Raw genomic sequence first — 18,460 nt, 5'->3', positions numbered from 1 at the left:
ACCCGCAGCCGCCGCGAGACCGGGCAGGGCTGAATCGTTTGCGACATCAGCTCCACAGCGTCCGGCAGAGACACCACACGGCCGCCGCGAAACAGGTACGCCCGGGCACCGACCCATGTCGGTGCCCGGGCGCGTACCCGAGGTCAGGCGACCGGTTCGCGGGCCGAGTCGGCGTCGCGGTCGGTGCCGGGGGTGATGCGGGGGTCGCCCTCGTCGGCGAAGTAGTCGTCCGGCTCGGTGCCGTCGACTCCTTCCTCGACCTTTGCGGCCCGCAGAGCGAGGGTCACCAGCGCCGCCACGGCCAGGTTGACCGCCACCGCCACGATGCCGACGTAGATCGTCCGGGTGGTGTCGAACCCGAACTCCGACAGCGGGAACGCCGAGCCGCCGAAGTGCTTCCGGGTGGGGCTGGCCACCTGGTAGAGCATCCACATGCCCAACCCCATGCCGACCGCCCAGCCGACGATCAGGCCGGTGCGGTGGAACCAGCGGGTGTAGAGGCCCAGCGCTACCGCCGGCAGCGTCTGGAGGATGATCACGCCGCCGATCAGCTGGAGGTCGATGGAGAACTGCGGGTCGAGGAAGACGATGCAAGCCACCGCACCGACCTTCACCACCAGCGAGGTGATCTTCGAGACGTTGGCCTCCTGGGCCGAGGAGGCGTCCCGCTTCAGGTACTCCTTGTAGATGTTGCGGGTGAACAGGTTCGCCGCCGCGATCGACATGATCGCGGCGGGCACCAGCGCGCCGATGCCGATCGCCGCGTACGCGACACCGGCGAACCAGTCCGGGAACTGCTGGTCGAACAGCAGCGGTACGACGGTGTTGTTGTCCACACTGCCGGCCGAGGCGCCGGGCAGCGGCTTCACGCCAGCCGCGATGGCCATGTAGCCGAGCAGCGCGATCAACCCGAGCAGCAGGCTGTACGCGGGCAGCGCCGACATGTTCCGCTTGATCACGTCGCGGTTCCTGCTGGCCAGCACACCGGTGATGCTGTGCGGGTAGAGGAAGAGCGCCAACGCCGAGCCGAGCGCCAGCGTCACGTACTGAAGCTGGTTGTTGCCGTTGAGCAGGATGCCGTCGTTCGGGTTGGGCGAGGCGTCGAACTTCGCGTCCGCGGCGGCGAAGATGTCACCCCAGCCGCCAAGCTTGTACGGCAGGTAGACGATCGCCACCAGGATGACGATGTAGATCAGGCTGTCCTTGACGAACGCGATCAGCGCGGGCGCGCGCAGCCCCGACTGGTACGTGTAGGCGGCCAGGATGGCGAACGCGATGATGATCGGCAGGTGCCGGGCCAGCGCGTTGTCGCCGGTGACGCCCATCGTCTTGAGCACCGCCTCGATGCCGACCAGCTGCAACGCGATGTACGGCATGGTGGCGACGATGCCGGTGATCGCGATCAGCAGCGCCAGCACCGGCGAGTCGAACCGGTTGCGGACGAAGTCGGCCGGCGTGACGAACCCGTGCCGGTGTGACACCGACCAGAGCCGCACCAGCACCAGGAAGACCAGCGGGTAGATGACGATGGTGTACGGCACGGCGAAGAACCCGGCCGCGCCGGCACCGAACATCAACGCCGGCACCGCCACGAAGGTGTACGCGGTGTAGAGGTCACCGCCGACCAGGAACCAGGTGATCCAGCCGCCGAAGCTGCGCCCGCCCAGCCCCCACTCGTCGAGGTGCGCCATGTCCTTCGGTGCCCGCCACCGGGCGGCCACGAAGCCCATCACGCTCACCAGCAGGAACAGGAACGTGAAGACGATGATCTCGGTGAGATGGTCGCGCCACATCAGGAGTCACCCCGCTTCTTCGTCATCTGGTAGACCAACGTGGTGGTGCCGACGCCGAGCAGGATGAAGGCCAGTTGCAGCCAGTAGAAGCGCGGGAAGCCGAAGACCCGGGGCGAGTCGCCATTGAAGAAGACCGGGATCAGCGGCACCACGATGGGGATGAAGAGCAACCAGTTCCAGGGGCTGTGGTCCTTCGCCCTGGACGGCGCCGTGGTGGGCGCCTCCGGTTCGGGTGCAGTCATCTGACACACCTCCGGGGAGTCGAGGCATTCGATGTAACGGCCGGAGGCTACGACTCTGTGACGGCGGTCACTGTTCCCGCCCGGAGGGTGCTGCGCCGAACGGCCGGCCGGCTGCGCCGAACGGCGCGACCCGACCGGCCGGAGGGTCTATCGACTCAGAGAGCGGCCAGGTGGGCGGTGTCGTTGACAGTGCGCACGGCCACCCCGCCGTCGGGCCACATGTCGAGCACCGAGATGCCGGCCGCGTCCAGGAAGAGCCGGTGCAAAAAGCCGTCGCCGGCCGCGAGGGCGTCGCGCAGCACCAGCTTGATCGGCGAGACGTGCGAGACGACCACCACTGTCTCACCGGGGTACGCGCTGAGCAGCCCGCTGATGACGCGGTGCGCGCGTTCGGCGACGTGGGTGAACGACTCCCCGTCCGGCGGCGCGATCCGAGGTGAGGCGAGCCAGGCGTCCATCTCCCCCGGCCACTGCTGGCGCACCTCGGCGAAGGTGCGCCCCTCCCACTGGCCGAAGTCGCACTCGATCAGGTCGTCCTCGGTACGGACGGGCACGTCACCGAGCGCTTCGGCGATCGACGCCGCTGTCGCCGTACACCGGGAGAGCGGTGAGCTGAGCACGGCCGCGACGGACGGGGCCAGCTCGGCCACCCGGGCGCCGGTGGCGCGGGCCTGGGCCCGGCCACGCTCGGAGAGCGGCACGTCGCCGCGCCCGGAGTAGCGCCGCTGCTCGGTGTACGGGGTCTCGCCGTGCCGGACCAGGATCAGCCGGGTGGCGGTGAAGCTCGGCCGCGGCTCCCAGGAGGCCGGCGCGGTCGCCGGGTCGCTGCCGACGATCGGGGCGGCGGGCGTCGTCGAGGGCTGGCCGGCGGCCGCAGTCGTCGCAGGACGGGAGGGGGCGGCCGTCGCCGGGGGGCGACCCGCGGCGGCGTCCATGGCGGCGTTGGCGAGGGCGTCGGCGTGCCGGTTCTGCTCGCGCGGAATCCAGCTGAACCGGACCGCGGTGAACCGGCCCACCAGCGCGGCGGCCTGGGCGGCGAGCGGGCGCAGACCGGGGTGCTTGATCTGCCACCGGCCACACATCTGCTCGACCACCAGCTTGGAGTCCATCCGGACGTCCACCTCGGCTGCGCCCAGCTCGGCGGCGGCGGTCAACCCGGCGATCAGGCCCTGGTACTCGGCGACGTTGTTGGTGGTCGTACCGAGCGACTCGGAGCGCTCGGCGAGCACCTCACCGGTCTCCGGGTCGCGGACCACCGCGCCGTAGCCGGCCGGGCCGGGGTTGCCCCGGGACCCACCGTCGGCCTCGATGGAGACCACCCGCGGCGCCACGACCTACAGGCCCGACTCGTTGGTGCGGACCATGATCCGTCGGCAGTCCTCGCAGCGGACCACGTCGTCGGGGGCGGCCTTGCGGATCCGGGCCAGGTCGGCGCCGGACAGGTCCAGCCGGCACCCGCCGCAGCGGCCCCCGGTCAGCAGCGCGGCACCCAGCCCGGTGTCCTCGCGGATCTTGTCGTAGAGGTTGACCAGCTCACTCGGGAGGTCGGCGGCGAGCGGCTGACGGGCCCCCCGCTTGAACTCCTCCTCCTTCGCGATCTCGGCCAGCGCCTCGTCGCGGCGCTGCTCGGTCGCGGCCCGCTTGTCCCGGGTCTCGGCCAGTCGCTGCTCCACCCCGTCCAGGACGCCCTGCGCGGTCTCCCGCTGCTCCATCAGCTCCAGCTCGGCGTCCTCCAGGTCGCCCTGGCGGCGCTTCAGCGAGACCAGCTCGTGCTGGAGCGCCTCCAGCTCACGGGCGGGACCGGTGCCGGCGGCCAACCGGTTCTCGTCCTTCTCCTTGCGGGCCCGGACCTGCTCGACGTCCTTCTCCAACCGGGCGATGTCCCGGTCCAGGTCGTCGACGGCCACCTGGGCGCGCACCCGCTCGTCCTCCAGCGACGACAGCTCCCGGGCCAGCGACTCCAGCTCGGCTCGCTCGGCAAGCGTTCGCCGACGGTGGGCGAGCTGGGCGAGGTTGGTGTCGATCGCCTGGAGGTCGAGCAGGCGGCGCTGCACCTGAGGGTCAGCCTTCACGGTCGGGCTCCTTGTCGTCCACAACGGGTGCGGCGGCGTGCACGGTCCACGGGTCGGTGTCCAGGTCGGACACCAGCGTCTCGACGTCCAGCGCCTCCCGGAGGAAGGCGGCCAGGTCGTCCAGCCACGGTCGTTCGGTCGCCCAGTGGGCGGCGTCGATCAGGGCGGGACCATCGGCGGCGAGGTGCTCGCCGGCCGGGTGGTGCCGCAGGTCTGCGGTGAGGAACGCGTCCACCCCGGCGGCGGTCGCGGCGCCGAGGAAGCTGTCCCCCGACCCGCCGCTGACGGCGAGGGTACGAACCATACGCCCGGGATCCCCCGCCGCGCGAACTCCCCAGGACGTGACGGGGAGCACCGCGGCGGCGTGCCGGGTCAGCTGGGCGAGGGTCATCGGCTGGGGCAGCTCGCCGATCCGGCCGAAACCCCGGTCGTCGCCGTGGGCGGGCGAGCCCGGCGCGGGCCGCTGAAGCGGACGCAGACCGGTGAGCCCGAAGCGGGCGGCGAGGGCGTCGGAGACGCCCGGGGAGGCCACGTCGGCGTTGGTGTGCGCCGCGTAGAGCGCCACCCCGGCCCGGATCAACTGGTGGATGATCCGCCCCTTGACTGTCGTCGCGGCGACCGAGGACACCCCGCGCAGCAGCAGCGGGTGATGCGCGATGATCATGTCCGCGTCGGCGGCGAGGGCTTCGTCGACCGTCTCGGGCACCACGTCGACCACGCAGAGCACCCGGCGGACCGGGGCGGCCGGCTCGCCGAGCACCAGGCCCACCCGGTCCCACTCCTCCGCCCAGACCGGCGGAAAGCGCCGTTCCAGCTCGGCCACCACGTCGCTGACTGTGGGGGCGGATCCGCTTGTGCTCACGGCGGGCCAGCTTACCGGCGTGGGGGCCACCGGGCGGTGACACCCGGCCCGGCCGCGTCGGGTGGATGATCCGCCGGCCCCGCTAGGCGGCGCTCCAGGAGACGGACGTCAACGCGGCCAGCGGCATCGCCCAGGGGAAGGCGTGCAGGTGCTGTTCCCCCGTCCCGGGCGGATGCAGCGCGATCACATCGTCGCCGAAGAGCACCGTGACGCCCCACTCGGCCAGCCGGGCCACCCCGGCACGGAACGCCGGGTGGCCGGCCATCGCCGCGTTGGTGTACGGCACCGCCACGATGGGGACGCCCTTGCCCTGGGCCTCCACCAACAGCCCGAGGGCCAGGGTGTCGGTGATCCCGGCGGCCCACTTGTTGACCGTGTTGACGGTGGCCGGGCAGACGATCATGGCGTCGGCGGGTGGCAACACGTCCGGGTCACCGGGGTTCTTGTAGTGCGTGCGCACCGGGTGGCCGGTCTGCCGAATCAGGGCCGGCTGGTCGACGAACTTCGCGCCGTCCGGCGTGGTGACCACGCAGACGTCCCAACCGTTTCGTTGGGCGAGGTCGACCAGACGACCGACGTGCCGCGCCAGCGGCGAACCGCAGGCGATGACGTAGAGCACCTCGCGGTGCCCGCTGTTGCGCGCTGCACCGGCCATCACACCGGCTCCGCGCTCATACCCCTACTCCCATGTGCTCAGCCAACTCCGCTACCGGAGAAGGCGGCGCACCACGTGTGCGACGGAGGATGTCAGACATCACCTCGTGCGCGATCGGCCGGCAGCGGATCTCCGACGGGGCGAGCCGATCGCCGAGCAGCAGCATCTCGCCGGCGTTCGCCACGTCCCCTATCTGGGCGTAGCCACGGGCGATGTCGAGCAGGTGGTGGGCGCGGCGCTCGGGCAGCAGCGCGTTGAAGGCGGGCTCCGCGATGCGCAGCTGGTGCACCTCCACGGCCCGTCCCCCGTCGCCCAGCTCCACCGCGGCGGCGGCCCGGTGCAGTTCGACGTTGGTCGGGCCGAACGACGTCCAGTAGTGGTTGTGGTCCCCGCCGAGCAGAGTGGCGGCCTCCTGGGCCGCGTTGATCAGGTCGTCGACGCTGGCCGAGTCGCCGATCCGGGACGCGGCCATCGCGCCCTGGAGCAGCAGCATCCCGTACACGGAGAGACGGGCCGGGGAGACCTGACCACTCCCACCCGGCGCCAGCCGGTTGGCGATCTGGACGTTCAGCTCCAACGCGGGACGGACCCGTCCCATCGCGACCAGGGCGTTGCACACCCGGGTGGTGGCGATCCCGGCCAGCAGCGGGTCGTCGGCCCGCTGGGCCACCGCCATCGACCGGTCGGCGGCCAACCAGGCGAGCTCGCACTCGCCGAGCTTGCGCAGCACCGAGGAAGCGATCTGGTATGCCTGGCCGAGCAGGTGGGCCGCCTCGGCGGCCTGCTCACCGCCGTAGGCGGCGTCGGCCGCCTGGGCGTCGCGCAGCAGCTTCGGCAGCGCCCGGGTGAGCATCCCGTAGCGGCCGTACTGGTAGGTGAGCCAGGCGTGGTTGACGGCCTTGCGCATGTCGTCCATCGGCGGCGGGAACGGCACCGCGTCGAAGTACGCGCTCATCGAGTCGTAGCGTTCCAGCGCCGCCCGGATCTCCTGCACCTCGACCTGGTCGATGCAGTTGAGGGCGTCGGCGCGCCGCTCCGGGTCCTTGCCCATCAGCAGCTGCACGTCCATCTGGAGGATGTCGGCGATCTCGTAGAGGACGGAGAACTTGTCCAACCGACGGACGCCGCGTTCGACCTTGTCCACCCAGCTCTTGGACTTGCCCAGCCGGTCCGCGAAGACCTGCTGCGACATCTTGCGTCGCCCCCGCCAGTAGGCCACTCGCCGGCCTATGGGTAGCTCGTCCATCTCCCCATCCTCCCCTGCTGCCCACGACGTATCGAGCCGTGGCGATGTCCGCGGGCGCGGCGACTGCCGTTCAGCTTCAGGTTTTCGCTGGTCGCACACGATGTACGTCAGCCTTACGGCTAGTCCTCGTACTTTCGTGCAAGTTGCACGAGCCGTTCGTCAACCTCAACGATCGCGGGTTACGGCAGTGACGGTGCTCGACATGCGACCTGGCGAACGCCGGGACCGACGAGGGGAGTTGGCACACATGTGGGGAAATGTCGGACCGCGCGTCGCCGAGCTGTCGCCGCTGGAGCGGGTCCGGCTGCGCCGGGTCGCCATCCGGTACGCCGTACACGGCTGGGAGGTCACCCCGGGCGCCTGTCTGGCCCGCAGCCGCTTCGTCTGCGGCCGGGCCGGCTGTCCCACAGTGGGTTGCCATCCCGCCCTGGAGAACTGGGAGTTGGCGGCCAGCGCCGACCCGGCCCGGGTGGCGACCTGGTGGCGGAGCCGACCGCACGGGGTGCTGCTGCCCACCGGCCGGGCCTTCGACGTGCTGGAGGTGCCCGCCCACCTCGGCCGGCACGTGCTCGACGCGGTTCAGATCCACCCGGCCGGCACCGGCGTACGCGGGCCGGTGCTGGTCACGCCCACCGGGCGGTGGATGTTCCTGGTCCGCCCCGGCGATCCGCTCCGGCCGGAGTTGGAGCACTGCTTCCACGTGGTCCGACACGGGCCGGGCTCGTGGATCCCCGCGCCGCCCACCCGGCTGCCGGAGGGCACGGTCCGCTGGGCGGTCGCCCCGGAGCAGGCCCGCTGGCAACTACCGGATTCGTACCTCGTGCAGAACACGTTGATCGGAGCGCTGCGCGCCGCCGGGGTGACCCTCGCCCCCGACCTGCTCCCCGGCCACCTGCCGCTGCCCCGACGAGGCATGTGAAACAGATCCGGTGACCGACAGCGTCGCCAGGATGCCGGTCCTCGTTGACAGGGGAAGAGCGCGAACCCGCGCCACGAACGGGGGAACGATGTCCACCAACGACGGAGCGGCACACCCCGGCGGCACCGAGCCGCCCCGGCGCAGCCACCCAGGGCACCGCTGGGCCGGCACCCGACCGTCCGGCTCCCGCCCCGGCCGCCCCCGCCCCACCGGCACCCGCCCAGCCGGCACCCACCGCCCCCTCCGCTAGAGCCTGCGGCAAGGTCGTGCACTGGGGCGGCGACGTCGGCGACCTCGACGACGACGGCCTGCGGCGAGGCCCTAGTCGGTCAGGGGGAGGTTGGCGGAGTGGTACTGGCGGGCGTTGTCGGTTATCGCGGCGTGGGCGTGGTCGTCCAGGCGGGCCAGCCAGTTGAGGCCGGGGGTGCCCATGGCGAGCGCGGCGGTGGCGTACGCGTCGGCCACCCCGAGGTCGGTGCCGACCACTGTCACCGAGCGCAGCCCACTGGCCGGTGCGCCCCGGCGCGGGTCCAGCACGTGCCGGCCCCGCTCGTACACGCCGGACGTGGCCACCGCCAGGTCGGTTCCGGTGAGCACCAGGCAGGCCGCCATCGCGTCCCACGGGTGCCGGATGCCGATGCGCCACGGCTCCCCGGACGGCGACAGGCCCCGCACCCGTACGTCCCCGCCGGCGTTCACGCAGTGGTTGACCGCACCGGCGGCGACCAGGCGGTCCGAGGCGACCTGAGCCGCCCAGCCCTTGACGTAGCCGGACGGGTCGAGCCGCCCGGTGGCGTACGCGTCGAAGAACCCGTCGGTGGCACCCCACAGGTCGGCGCAGGTCTCCAGCACGAACCGCAGGTCCGCGGACGCCTCGGAGAGCAGCACCTCACCCCGGTCGAAGCGGCACACCTCGCTGTCCGGCTTGTAGGTGCTGAACCGCGCGTCCACCTCGTGCATCCAGGCGAAGACGTCATCCGCCAGCTCGCGCAGGGTGGCCGGTGGCAGATCGTCGGCGAGGTCCAGTGTGATCGCCGTACCCATGATCTGTTCGACCCGGCACAGCCCGGGGCGGGTCAGCGTGGCCCGCACGTCAGAATGCCTGCTCGATGGCGGAGCGCAGCGACTGCTTGTAGGAGTTGCTGGTCTCGGTGGCCCCGGAGACGGTGTTGAGGTTCGCGTTCTGCTTCTGCACCACCTCGCCGCCGCTGCCGTCGTAGCGGTTGCGGACGTCACCGCTGTGGATGTCGGATTCACCCCCGCTGGGCAGCGACAGCGCGACGGCCTCGACGATCCGGTTGCCCGAGACGACGATCTGCACCTGCACGTACCCGTACTCGTTCTCGAAGCCGTTGCCGGTGACCCGGCGGGTGGTCGACTGCGGCGCCTTGGTGGTGGTTCGGGGTGCGGCCTTCGTGGTGGTGCGGGTGCCGGACGGGCGCGCGGTGCTCTTGGTCGGCTTGGGTGACGTGGGCGCGTCGGCGGTCGCCGACGGCTTCGGCGCCACACCCGACGGGCCGGCGCTCGGCTCGACATCCTGCGGGGTGGGGTTGACCGGCTGGGCGGTCGGCAGGTTCTGGGCGACCTGGGTGGCGCCCGGCGGGCCCTTGAACACCACGAGCGCGGTGGTGCTGGCGGCCAGGCCGGTGATCGCGAGGAGCGCGCGACGCATGGGGATGCCCTTTCCTACAGCTCGAACGTGGCCAGGTGGATCTGCCGTCGGGGCACGCCGGCCCGCCGCAGCGCCCGCACCGACTGTTCCACCAACCCGGGCGGCCCGCACAGGTAGACGTCGCGCCGGGCCACGTCGGGCACCAGCTGACGTAGACCGTCCGGGCTGATCAGCTGGCGGGGGCCGGGGTCGTCGCGGGAGCCGATGACGTACCACACGGAGGTGTCGCGTTCCTGGGCCAGCCAGTCCAACTCGCGGCTGAGCAGCACGTCGGCCGGGGTGCGGGCCCGGTAGATCAGGGCGGCGCCCGGCGGCAACTCCTCCAGCATCGCCCGGATCGGCGTGATGCCGCTGCCCCCGGCGATCAGCAGCGCCCGCTCGCGGAGCCGGTGCGCGGCGGTGAAGGTGCCCGACGGCCCTTCGGCCCAGACCCGGGTGCCCGGCTCCAGGTCACGCAGGTCCGCGGTGTGAGTGCCGACCACCTTGACGGTGATCCGCAGCCAGCGGCCGTTGGCGGCGGCGGAGACGGAGAACGGGTGCGACTGCCACCAGCAGCCCCGGGTGAGAAACCGCCAGCGGAAGTGTTGGCCGCCGAGCATCGCCAGCCGGCCGAGCCGTTCCCCGGTGAGGTAGATGGAGATGGTGTCGGGGCTCTCGGCGACCACGTCGGCGACCCGCAGCTGGTAGCGCAGGTTGAACGCCAGCGGCGCGATCACCCGGCCCCAGAGCAGGGCCGCGACCACCAGCAGGTAGAGCGCGATCCAGCCGGTGCGCACCGGTCCGGGCTTGTACAGCTGCGCGCCGTGGGTGAACTGGTGGCCGAAGCCGAGCAGCAGGATCAGGTAGCTGGACAGGTGCAGCAGGTGCCACAGCTCGTAGGGCAACGCCCGCCGGATCGCCCGGACGCTGCTGAACCCGACAAGCATCATGATGCCGGTGGCGACGAACGCCGAGAGCATGTCCTCGTAGTCGCCGAGCAACGTCCCGACCTCGGCGAGGATCGACTGGTTACGCAGGTCGGCGTAGCCGACGAGGATCAGCGACATGTGCGCCAGCACGGTGACCAGCAGGGTGGCACCGATGTCCCGGTGCCAGCGGGCCGTCTGCTCGCCGCCGATCCACCGTTCCAGCACCGGCAGTCGACTCATCATCAGCACCTGCACCAGCAGCAGGTAGCCGGCGACCAGGCCGGTGATCCGGCCGGCCGCGGTGACGGTGGCCGCGGTGCTGCGCAGCGATCCGGCGGGGGTGCCCAACCACCACGGCAGCACGCTGGCGAGCAGACCGACCAGGAGCAGCACGCCCAGCAGCCGTCGGCCGCCGGGTCCGCGCCGGGCCGGGATCTGCGGGGGTACGGGCTCAGCCGGCCGGCCGCCGTGCCGGGACGAGGTCCCGGTACGACGGCCGGTGGCGTGGGTGTGCGGATGCGTCACGCGTACAGCTTCATCGGGGTGTACTTCTGACGGGGGAAGACCTTGTCGACCTCCGCGTTGGTGAGCCCGAACCGGCCCTGAGCCACCGCGCCGTAGACGTTGAACATGTTGTTGTACTCCGGCACGTCGCCGGAGTCCAGCTTGTCCAGGCCGTTCCAGGTGCCGAGCAGCGAACCGGCCAGCTTCTTGCCGGACAGCAGGGTGACCACCCCGCCGTGCCCGTGGTCGGTGCCGCCGCCGTTGGAGCCGACCCGACGGCCGAACTCGCTGGACACCATGATCGTCACGTCGGCGGCCTGCGGGCCGAGGTCGGTGAAGAAGGCGGCCATCGCGCTGGCCAGCTCGTTCAACCGGCGGTGCAGCTGGCCGCCCTCGCGGGTGCCCTGGTTCTCATGGGTGTCGTAGCCACCCATGCCGACAGTGGCGACCCGCACGTTGGCGCCGCCCTTGATCAGCTGGGCGAGCTGCTGGAACGCGTTGCCGACGCCCTCGTACTTGACGCCCTCGGCGGGCTGGTACGGCTTGGCGGCGAGCTTCTGGGCGGTGGCCAGCGCGCCCATGCCCTCCTGCACGGCCTCCTCGACCGGGTGATTGATCCCGGTGAAGAGCCCCTTGATGGCCTTCTCGGTGGCGGCCCGGAACCGCTCGTCACCGTTGAGCCGCAGCGACCCGACGTTGTTCAGCGACAGCGCGCCGTTGTTGCCGACCAGCGAGCGGGGCAGCGTGCTGCCGATGCCGACGCTGCGGAACGCGGTGCCCTTGCCCAGGTTGTCGACCAGCCCGTCCAGCCAGCCCCGACCACCGGTCTCGTTCGGCAGCCCACCCAGGTTGCAGGCGTCCGCGGCCTGGAAGTGGCTGCGGGACAGCCGCTCGTCGGAGACCGCCGGGATGAAGCCCAGCTGACCGGCGGTGAGCCACTTCTCCAGCGGCTTGAACGCGCTGGTCAGCTTGAAGCCGCGGCCCAGGGCCAGCGAGTCGTTGCCGAGCAGCAGATCGGGCCGGGCCTTGTTGAGCACCGCGTCGTTGTCCGGCGCGACGAGGCTCAGCCCGTCCAGCCCGCCGTAGAGGAAGACGTGGATCAGGGTGCCGGTCTTGGTCGCCGCGAACGACGCCGAGGTGGTGACGAACTGGGCGGTGGCCAACGCGGTGGCGGTGGCCGCGGCACCGGCGACGAAGGTCCGCCGGGTCACCCCGCGACCGTCCTGCTGGGCCTCCTCCAGGTTCTCCAGGGTGCGGTACCTGTCGAACTCCGCGGCGTTCTCGGCGGCGACGATGTCGGCCTCGGCGCGCAGCAACGCCTCGGCCGGGTTGTCGGCCAGCCGCCGCACGTCGGGGCATTCGGGGTGCAGGGGGAAAGAGTTGTACACAGTCTTCTCCATCGGGTGCCTCACCGGAGGTGGTGCTGGGGGGAAGCGAGGATCGCCCGCGCGACGGCGGTGATGGCCCCGTTGAACGTGGCGTCGACCTTCGTGGTCGCCGCCACACCGGCCACGCCGAGGATCAGGTTCTTCTCCCGCGTGCTCAGCTTCTGGCCGACCAGTCGCAGCGAGAGCGCGTCCACGTACGCCCCGGCAGTCGTCGGCGGCTTGGCGACCAACTTCTCCGGCGGCGTGTACGTGAAGGTGGTGCGGTAGCCGGCGAGGATCTCGCCCGCCTCGTTCCAGCCGTTGACCATGGTGCCGGCCGAGGTCCAGGCGACGTAGACGTCCGGGTAGCCGTCTGGAGTGGGCTGACCCATCGGGTACTGGCCCAGCTCGCGCATCTTGTCGTGGATCTGGCGCAGCCCCCGGGCGTACGCGGTGCGCTTGCTGTCGCCGTTGTCGTGCTTCGGCGACGCCTCCGGCGAGACGCCCAGGGTGCGGTACGTGGCTACCAGGTACTCCATCGGCCGGCGCACCTTCTGGCCCACCCCGGCCCAGAACTCCGAGGAGCAGAACAGCGTCATCAGGACCGGCTTGATCATGCCCTTGTTGGTGGTGTACGTCTTGGCCAGCCGGTCCACCAGGGACTTCGGCGGGGTGTCCGAGACGAACCGGGTGGCCAGGCTCTGCGCCACGTACTTCGCGGTCGACGGGTGCGTCGCGATGTAGGTGATGTACGCGTCGATCGCCGCTTCGGCCTTCTTCGGGTCGGCCGAGTTGTTCGGGTGGGTGAAGCCGAGAATCTTCACCTTGCCGACGTAGTGCTGCTCGGGGCGGAAGACGTACCTACCCTTGTCGTCGACGCCGCGGCCGGTCTGCAACATGGCGGCCTGCCGGACGTCCGGCTCCTTGTAACCGCCGTCGACGCCGACCGAGTAGAGCTCGAGGTTCTCCCGGGCGAGGTTCTCGTTGATCGCGTCCTTGCGGGAGTCCTTCTGGTTCAGGTAGATCAGCAGCGCCGGGTGCTTGTTCGCGGCGACCAGCATCTCCGGGTAGCTGCCCAGCGCGTGCTTGCGCACGACGTCCTGGTCGAAGGAGTTGCGGTACACCTCGCCGCCGTCGAAGTCCGCGGCGACGTGCAGGAAGTCGTTCCAGAAGTCGACCATCACCTCGAACAGCTGACGCTTGGACCAGATCTGCCGGGCGATGGTGGCGTCGACCATCTCCCGCTCCGGTTGGGCGTCCTGCTCGTTGAGCTTGTCCCGCTGGTCGCGCAGCTGCTGCACGGAGAGCTTCTGGGTCGGCAACTCGGCGAGCTTCAGCTCGCCCTTGCTCGGCTCCAACTTGTCCGGGTCCAGCTGGGCGCGGATCCAGGCGTCCATGCCTTCGCGCTTGATGTCGGCGACCACCGCTGGCGTCACGCCGAAGGTGGCGCGTCGGGCCAGGTGCAGGATCGGGTCCTTGGCCAGCACCGTCTTCACGGTCACCGTGGTCGCCGCCGCGGCGGCGGCCGGGCCGGAGAAGGTACGCCCACCGGCCGGCGCGTTCTTCTTCAGCGCCTCACCGGCCCGGGAGCCCATGTAGCTCTCGTTCTGCTCGGTGTAGGTACGCACCGTGCTGGGCTGCTGGCCACTGGGCCGCGCGGCGGTGCCGTCGGTCACCGTGCTGCCGGTCGCGTCGCCGGCCGCCGCCTCGTCGCCGAAGAGGCCACGGATCTGCGGGGTCATGGCGAGCGCCGCGCCGCCGGCGACGACGGCGGCGGTGCCGCCGAGGGCGACCATCGCCTTACGGCGACCGACCTTGCGACCCGGCTCGTCGTCATCGTCGATGGTGGGCAGTCCGGTGCCGGCCGGTCGCGCCGGGGCCGGGCGGCCAAGGCCCTCCGGGCCGACCCACTGCGGACCGCGCGGGGCGGGTGCGGGCTGCCCGGCGTACTGCTCACGCGGGTCGGCCTGCGCGGCGTAGCCGCCCTGGTAGGGGTGGGGCGAGTCGTAGCCGTGGGGCGCGGGCGCGTGGGGGTCGCCGTAGCCGTCAGCGCTGTGGTGCTGGCGTCCGTCCCAACCGCGGTCGTCCCGCGGTCGACGTGGTGGCACATTCTGGTCGGCCATGTACCAATCCCGATTTCTGAAGAGCGCCGGAAGCTGCTACCGGGCAGGTGCGGCAGGTGCGGCGACTGTTGCCTGAGGGGGTTGCTACGGCAAGGTAACCAAGGCCCCAGGGCCCTTCAAGGTGGCCGGAACACACCAGTGAGGGCACTTAAGACAGCGCTCAGTGCGACAGCCGCGGCGGGCCGCGGGGTGAAGCTGCCCGCAGACCTTCCCAGCAGGGCGTACGCGCGCCAGCCGAGCACGGATCGGACCACACCGCCGCAGCCGACACTTTCCGCGCCGTTCACCGCCAAAGGCAAACTTAAGGTTCAGGTAAGCCGGACGTGAGGCGACCTCGCGTGGAGGAAAAGTAGCGGCGACGGGCGAGCGTGAGCCGCCACCGCAGCGGGTATGCCGCCGAACCGCTGAACGCGTGAGGGGAAGGCAGCGCCATGCTCAGCAAAGAGGATCAGCGCAGATTCGACCAGATCACCCGTCAGCTCCGGGAAAGTGACCCGGCATTCTTCAAGAAACTGGACCACCGGGTTCGGGCCCGCAAGGGCCGCTACCTGATGTTGTTGACAATCGTGCTGTGGGCGTCACTGCCGGCGATAGCCGTGTTCGCCGGCCGACTCACCGGCGCGATCTGCGCGGTGGTCCTGGTGGCCAACGCCGCGATCATGTGGCGGTTCCGCCGCCGCTGGACGTGACCGCTCAACCGCTCAACGGGACGCCGACGCCGGTGCAGGTGTCAGCTCACCGGTCAGCCGGGCCGAACGCCCGGTACGCACGACGCAACCGTTCGAGCGTTCCCGGCCCACCGACAGCCGGGGCCGGCGCGCCGAGCTGGCGCAGCAGCAGGTCGGTGCCGGTCACCAGTCGGGGCGGCCGATCCGGCAACGGCACCGGCGCCGACCAGAACCGGTCCGCCGCCTCCGCCAGCGGCGTCGTCGACAGCCCGGCGAGCGCGCGGGCGGCGCCGACCGGCCCGGCGACGTCCACTGCCGACACCACACCGTCCGGTTCGGACGGTGGGTCGGCCGGCGGAGGCGGCGGGGCGGCACCGGTGGCCGCGGCGCGGCGGGCGCGGAGCTCGTCGAGCAACTCCGCGCGGGACCGACCGCGCCAGTGCAGCAGCTCGAACGGGTCGGCGTCGAACGCCTCGGCCAGCAGGTAGAACGTCGCCGCGAGGTGCTTGCACGGCACCGCGAAGTCGGGGCAGTTGCAGCGCTGGGTCAGCTCGTCGACGGCGGCCGGGAAGAGCGGCGCGCCGGCGGCGGCGAACAGCTCCTCCAACTCGTCGGGCAGGTCCCCGGCGAGCAGCCGGGCGCTGAAGAACGCCTGCCCGGCCAGCTCGTTCTCGATTCGGGACCAGAGCGCGGCAGGGAACGGCTTCACCGCGATCGACACCTGGTACGGCTTCGGCCGGGAGCCCTGCACCACCGCGCTGACCCGTCCGGGTGTGATGTCGAGCGTGAGCACCTGACCGGCCCGCGCGTACGACCGGCCCCGGGTCAACCGGGTGCCGAGCGCGAACGACTCCAGCACCTCCAGGAAACGCCGCGACCACCAGGACCGGCCGATCGCGCCCCGGGCGCTGCGCGCCCGCAGGCCCCCGTCGACCCGGCGGGGGCGCCCGTAGTCGGCGAAGTCGCTCCGCTCGCTCACTCCACCACCGCCCCGGCCTCCAGGGCGAACAGGTCCCGCAACTGGCCGGTGGACAACTCGGTGATCCACTGCTCGCCGGTGCCGACCACCCGCTCGGCGAGGCTGCGCTTGTCGGCGATCAGCGCGGCCACCTTCTCTTCGACAGTGCCGGCGCAGACGAACTTGCGGACCTGCACCCGTCGGCGCTGCCCGATCCGGAACGCCCGGTCGGTGGCCTGGTCCTCCACCGCCGGGTTCCACCACCGGTCCACATGCACCACGTGGTTCGCGGCGGTCAGGGTCAGCCCGGTGCCGCCGGCCTTGAGGGACAGGACGAACAGCGGCGGGCCGTCCGCCGACTGGAAACGCTGCACCAGGGCGTCCCGCTCGGCCTTGCCGAGGCCACCGTGCAGGAACAGCACCTCCCGGCCGAACCGCGCGGACAGGTGACCACGCAACATCGCGCCGAACTCGGCGTACTGGGTGAAGAGCAGCGCCCGCTCCCCCGCCGCCAGCACCTCCTCCAGGATCTCGGTGAGCCGGGCCAGCTTGCCGGAGCGGCCCTCCAACGGCGAGCCGTCGCGCAGCAGTTGGGCGGGGTGGTTGCAGACCTGCTTGAGGCGGGTCATGGTGGCCAGCACCAGGCCGCGTCGCTCGATGCCGTCGCTGGTCTCGATCCGGGCGAGCATGTCGTCGACCACCACCCGGTACAGCGCGGCCTGCTCGGCGGTGAGGTTGCAGAGCACCTCCATCTCCAGCTTCTCCGGCAGGTCGGAGATGATCGACGAGTCGGTCTTGAGCCGGCGCAAGACGAACGGCCCGGTGATCCGGCGGAGCCGCTCGGCGGCCTCGGCGTCGCCGTGCCGCTCGATCGGCTCGGCGAACCGCTTGCGGAACGTCGCGGCCGGCCCGAGCAGACCGGGATTGGCGAACTGCATGATCGACCAGAGGTCGGCGAGCCGGTTCTCCACCGGCGTACCGGTCACCGCCACCCGTTGCCGGGCGGGCAGCGCGCGAACCGCCTCGGCCTGCCGGGTCGACGCGTTCTTGATCGCCTGCGCCTCGTCCACCACCACCCGGTGCCAGTCGATCCCGGCCAGGTCGGCGGCGTCGCGGGCGGCCACCGAGTAGGTGGTGAGAACCAGGTCCGCGCCGTGCGCGGCCGCGGTGAACTCCGCCCCCCGCGCCCGCTCGGCACCATGGTGTACGTGCACCCGCAGCTCCGGGGTGAAGCGCGCTGCCTCCCGCTGCCAGTTGCCGACCAGCGACATTGGACAGACCAGCAGGGTCGGCCCGGCCTCCGGTGGGTCCCCGGCGAGCAGCGCTAGCAGCTGCACCGTCTTACCCAGCCCCATGTCGTCGGCGAGCACACCACCCAGGCCGAGTGAGCGCAGGAAGGCCAGCCAGGCCAGCCCACGCTGCTGGTACGGCCGCAGCGTCCCCTGAAAGCTGGGAGGCGGGTCCAGTGGAGTGAGTCGGCGCTCGACCGCGCCGGCGAGCAGGTCACCCAGCGCCCCGTCGGCGCTCACCTCCAGCACCGGCAGCGCACCGGTGGCCTCGCCGTCCGCCAGCCCGAGGCGGAGCAGGTCGGCGACGGTCAGCTCGCCCGCGGAGCGGAGCAGGCGCAGCCCGGCGGCGAGCCGCCCCGGGTCCAGCTCCACCCACCGGCCGCGCAGCCGTACCAGTGGGGTCTTCATCTCGGCCAGCGCCGCCAACTCCTCGGCGGACAGCGGCTGGTCACCGAGCGCGATCTCCCAGCGGTAGTCGACCAGGGCGTCCAGACCGACGCCGGCATCGGTGCCACCCACGGTGCCCGGCGCGGTGCGGCTGCGAGCCCGCAACCGGGCGCCCAGGCGCGCCGACGGACGCTGCCACCAGGACGGCAGCAGCACCCCGAAACCGGCCGCGTGCAGCACCGGGGCGCCCGCGCTGAGGAACCGGTGGGCCCCCTCGACGTCGAGTTCCATTGCCTCCGGGGCGGCGGTACGCAGCGCGGCGTCCAGGTCCGGCCAGAGCCGGCTGGCCCGGCCCAGCTCGGCGAGGAGTGTCTCCTGCGGGCTGCTCGTCCGGCCCGCCAGGCCGCCGAGCGTCTGCGGCGCCCGCCAGACCTCCCCGGCGTCGACGTGCAGGCCGGGCTCGTCCGCGGCCTGCAACCCGAACTCCAGCCGCCAACGCCCGCCACCGCTCGACTCGACCGACGAAGTGTCGGCCGGCACCGGCACAGTGTCGGCCGGCACCGCCCGGGTGGCCAGGATCGGTTCGGTGACCTCGTCGGGGGCCGGTTCCACCAGGCGGAAACTGGCCCGTACCGGGCCACCGGCGGCGTCGCGCTGCCAGGCGTCCAGTTCGGCGGAGAGGGTGGCCAGCCCGGCCGGGTCGATGGTGAAGTCCCGCTGAGGGCCGGCGAGCGCGGCCAACCAGGCCGGTGCCGGGCCGCCCGGACGCAGCCCGCGGGCCAGCGTGGTGGTCGC

Annotated in this window: 16 protein-coding genes; 2 read left to right on the top strand and 14 right to left on the bottom strand. The window is 71.8% G+C overall.

All coding sequences use genetic code 11. The features are described 5' to 3' along the window. Positions 1-143: 143 nt before the first annotated feature. From mctP to ABZU52_RS17955, 7 genes are all read right to left on the bottom strand, one after another. On the bottom strand, positions 144-1,793 hold the full coding sequence (gene mctP, locus ABZU52_RS17985; protein ID WP_354972133.1) for a monocarboxylate uptake permease MctP: 1,650 nt from the start codon (positions 1,791-1,793) through the stop codon (positions 144-146). After that, positions 1,793-2,035 (bottom strand): DUF3311 domain-containing protein, encoded by a 243-nt coding sequence (locus ABZU52_RS17980; RefSeq protein ID WP_354972132.1) that lies wholly within the window; start codon positions 2,033-2,035, stop codon positions 1,793-1,795. The genes mctP and ABZU52_RS17980 overlap by 1 nt, the downstream gene beginning before the upstream one ends. Before the next feature lie 155 nt (positions 2,036-2,190). Continuing rightward, positions 2,191-3,366: a bifunctional RNase H/acid phosphatase gene (locus ABZU52_RS17975; RefSeq protein WP_354972131.1), complete on the bottom strand. Its 1,176-nt coding sequence runs from the start codon at positions 3,364-3,366 to the stop codon at positions 2,191-2,193. A gap of 3 nt (positions 3,367-3,369) precedes the next feature. Further along, the gene (locus ABZU52_RS17970; RefSeq protein WP_354972130.1) at positions 3,370-4,107 is read right to left on the bottom strand and encodes a C4-type zinc ribbon domain-containing protein; all 738 of its coding nucleotides are present in this window, start codon (positions 4,105-4,107) and stop codon (positions 3,370-3,372) included. After that, on the bottom strand, positions 4,097-4,969 hold the full coding sequence (locus ABZU52_RS17965) for a Nif3-like dinuclear metal center hexameric protein (protein WP_354972129.1): 873 nt from the start codon (positions 4,967-4,969) through the stop codon (positions 4,097-4,099). The genes ABZU52_RS17970 and ABZU52_RS17965 overlap by 11 nt, the downstream gene beginning before the upstream one ends. A gap of 82 nt (positions 4,970-5,051) precedes the next feature. Next, entirely contained in the window at positions 5,052-5,624 is a 573-nt protein-coding gene (locus tag ABZU52_RS17960; RefSeq protein ID WP_354972128.1) for a flavoprotein, read from the bottom strand. A 16-nt stretch (positions 5,625-5,640) separates the two neighbouring features. After that, positions 5,641-6,870 carry a helix-turn-helix domain-containing protein gene (locus tag ABZU52_RS17955; RefSeq protein ID WP_354972127.1) on the bottom strand — a complete coding sequence of 410 codons (1,230 nt, stop codon included), beginning with the start codon at positions 6,868-6,870 and terminating at the stop codon, positions 5,641-5,643. 247 nt (positions 6,871-7,117) lie between these two features. On the opposite strand from ABZU52_RS17955, the gene ABZU52_RS17950 reads away from it, so the two are divergent. Continuing rightward, positions 7,118-7,789, top strand: coding sequence for a bifunctional DNA primase/polymerase (locus ABZU52_RS17950; RefSeq protein WP_354972126.1), 672 nt, complete (start codon positions 7,118-7,120; stop codon positions 7,787-7,789). 321 nt (positions 7,790-8,110) lie between these two features. Here ABZU52_RS17950 and ABZU52_RS17945 read toward each other — a convergent pair whose 3' ends face one another. The 5 genes from ABZU52_RS17945 to ABZU52_RS17925 are packed head-to-tail and all read right to left on the bottom strand — an operon-like array spanning position 8,111 to position 14,363. Further along, entirely contained in the window at positions 8,111-8,833 is a 723-nt protein-coding gene (locus ABZU52_RS17945; RefSeq protein ID WP_354972164.1) for an FAD:protein FMN transferase, read from the bottom strand. 49 nt (positions 8,834-8,882) lie between these two features. Continuing rightward, complete coding sequence (locus tag ABZU52_RS17940; RefSeq protein ID WP_354972125.1) at positions 8,883-9,461, bottom strand: FMN-binding protein; 579 nt, start codon at positions 9,459-9,461, stop codon at positions 8,883-8,885. Between the two features lie 14 nt (positions 9,462-9,475). Further along, complete coding sequence (locus tag ABZU52_RS17935) at positions 9,476-10,894, bottom strand: ferredoxin reductase family protein (protein WP_354972124.1); 1,419 nt, start codon at positions 10,892-10,894, stop codon at positions 9,476-9,478. Beyond that, positions 10,891-12,273, bottom strand: coding sequence for a DUF1501 domain-containing protein (locus ABZU52_RS17930; protein ID WP_354972123.1), 1,383 nt, complete (start codon positions 12,271-12,273; stop codon positions 10,891-10,893). The genes ABZU52_RS17935 and ABZU52_RS17930 overlap by 4 nt, the downstream gene beginning before the upstream one ends. An 8-nt stretch (positions 12,274-12,281) precedes the next feature. Beyond that, positions 12,282-14,363, bottom strand: coding sequence for a DUF1800 family protein (locus ABZU52_RS17925; RefSeq protein ID WP_354972122.1), 2,082 nt, complete (start codon positions 14,361-14,363; stop codon positions 12,282-12,284). Between the two features lie 431 nt (positions 14,364-14,794). Between ABZU52_RS17925 and ABZU52_RS17920 the strand changes: the two genes are divergently transcribed. Further along, positions 14,795-15,052 (top strand): DUF3040 domain-containing protein, encoded by a 258-nt coding sequence (locus ABZU52_RS17920; RefSeq protein WP_354972121.1) that lies wholly within the window; start codon positions 14,795-14,797, stop codon positions 15,050-15,052. Positions 15,053-15,098: 46 nt separating this feature from the next. Here ABZU52_RS17920 and ABZU52_RS17915 read toward each other — a convergent pair whose 3' ends face one another. Next, positions 15,099-16,010 (bottom strand): SWIM zinc finger family protein, encoded by a 912-nt coding sequence (locus tag ABZU52_RS17915; protein ID WP_354972120.1) that lies wholly within the window; start codon positions 16,008-16,010, stop codon positions 15,099-15,101. Then, positions 16,007-18,460 (bottom strand): DEAD/DEAH box helicase (locus ABZU52_RS17910; RefSeq protein WP_354972119.1); only part of this gene is annotated, 2,454 nt, incomplete at its 5' end. The genes ABZU52_RS17915 and ABZU52_RS17910, both read right to left, overlap by 4 nt.

The organism is Micromonospora sp. NPDC005220 (genome assembly GCF_040607895.1).
Taxonomy (GTDB): domain Bacteria; phylum Actinomycetota; class Actinomycetes; order Mycobacteriales; family Micromonosporaceae; genus Micromonospora.
This window is presented reverse-complemented; position numbering and strand designations above follow the sequence as displayed.

Coding starts and splice junctions, on each gene's coding strand:
- mctP (WP_354972133.1), bottom strand. CDS start 1,793: ATGTGGCGCGACCATCTCACCGAGATCATCGTCTTCACGTTCCTGTTC.
- ABZU52_RS17980 (WP_354972132.1), bottom strand. CDS start 2,035: ATGACTGCACCCGAACCGGAGGCGCCCACCACGGCGCCGTCCAGGGCG.
- ABZU52_RS17960 (WP_354972128.1), bottom strand. CDS start 5,624: ATGGCCGGTGCAGCGCGCAACAGCGGGCACCGCGAGGTGCTCTACGTC.
- ABZU52_RS17955 (WP_354972127.1), bottom strand. CDS start 6,870: ATGGACGAGCTACCCATAGGCCGGCGAGTGGCCTACTGGCGGGGGCGA.
- ABZU52_RS17950 (WP_354972126.1), top strand. CDS start 7,118: ATGTGGGGAAATGTCGGACCGCGCGTCGCCGAGCTGTCGCCGCTGGAG.
- ABZU52_RS17945 (WP_354972164.1), bottom strand. CDS start 8,833: ATGGGTACGGCGATCACACTGGACCTCGCCGACGATCTGCCACCGGCC.
- ABZU52_RS17940 (WP_354972125.1), bottom strand. CDS start 9,461: ATGCGTCGCGCGCTCCTCGCGATCACCGGCCTGGCCGCCAGCACCACC.
- ABZU52_RS17930 (WP_354972123.1), bottom strand. CDS start 12,273: ATGGAGAAGACTGTGTACAACTCTTTCCCCCTGCACCCCGAATGCCCC.
- ABZU52_RS17925 (WP_354972122.1), bottom strand. CDS start 14,363: ATGGCCGACCAGAATGTGCCACCACGTCGACCGCGGGACGACCGCGGT.
- ABZU52_RS17920 (WP_354972121.1), top strand. CDS start 14,795: ATGCTCAGCAAAGAGGATCAGCGCAGATTCGACCAGATCACCCGTCAG.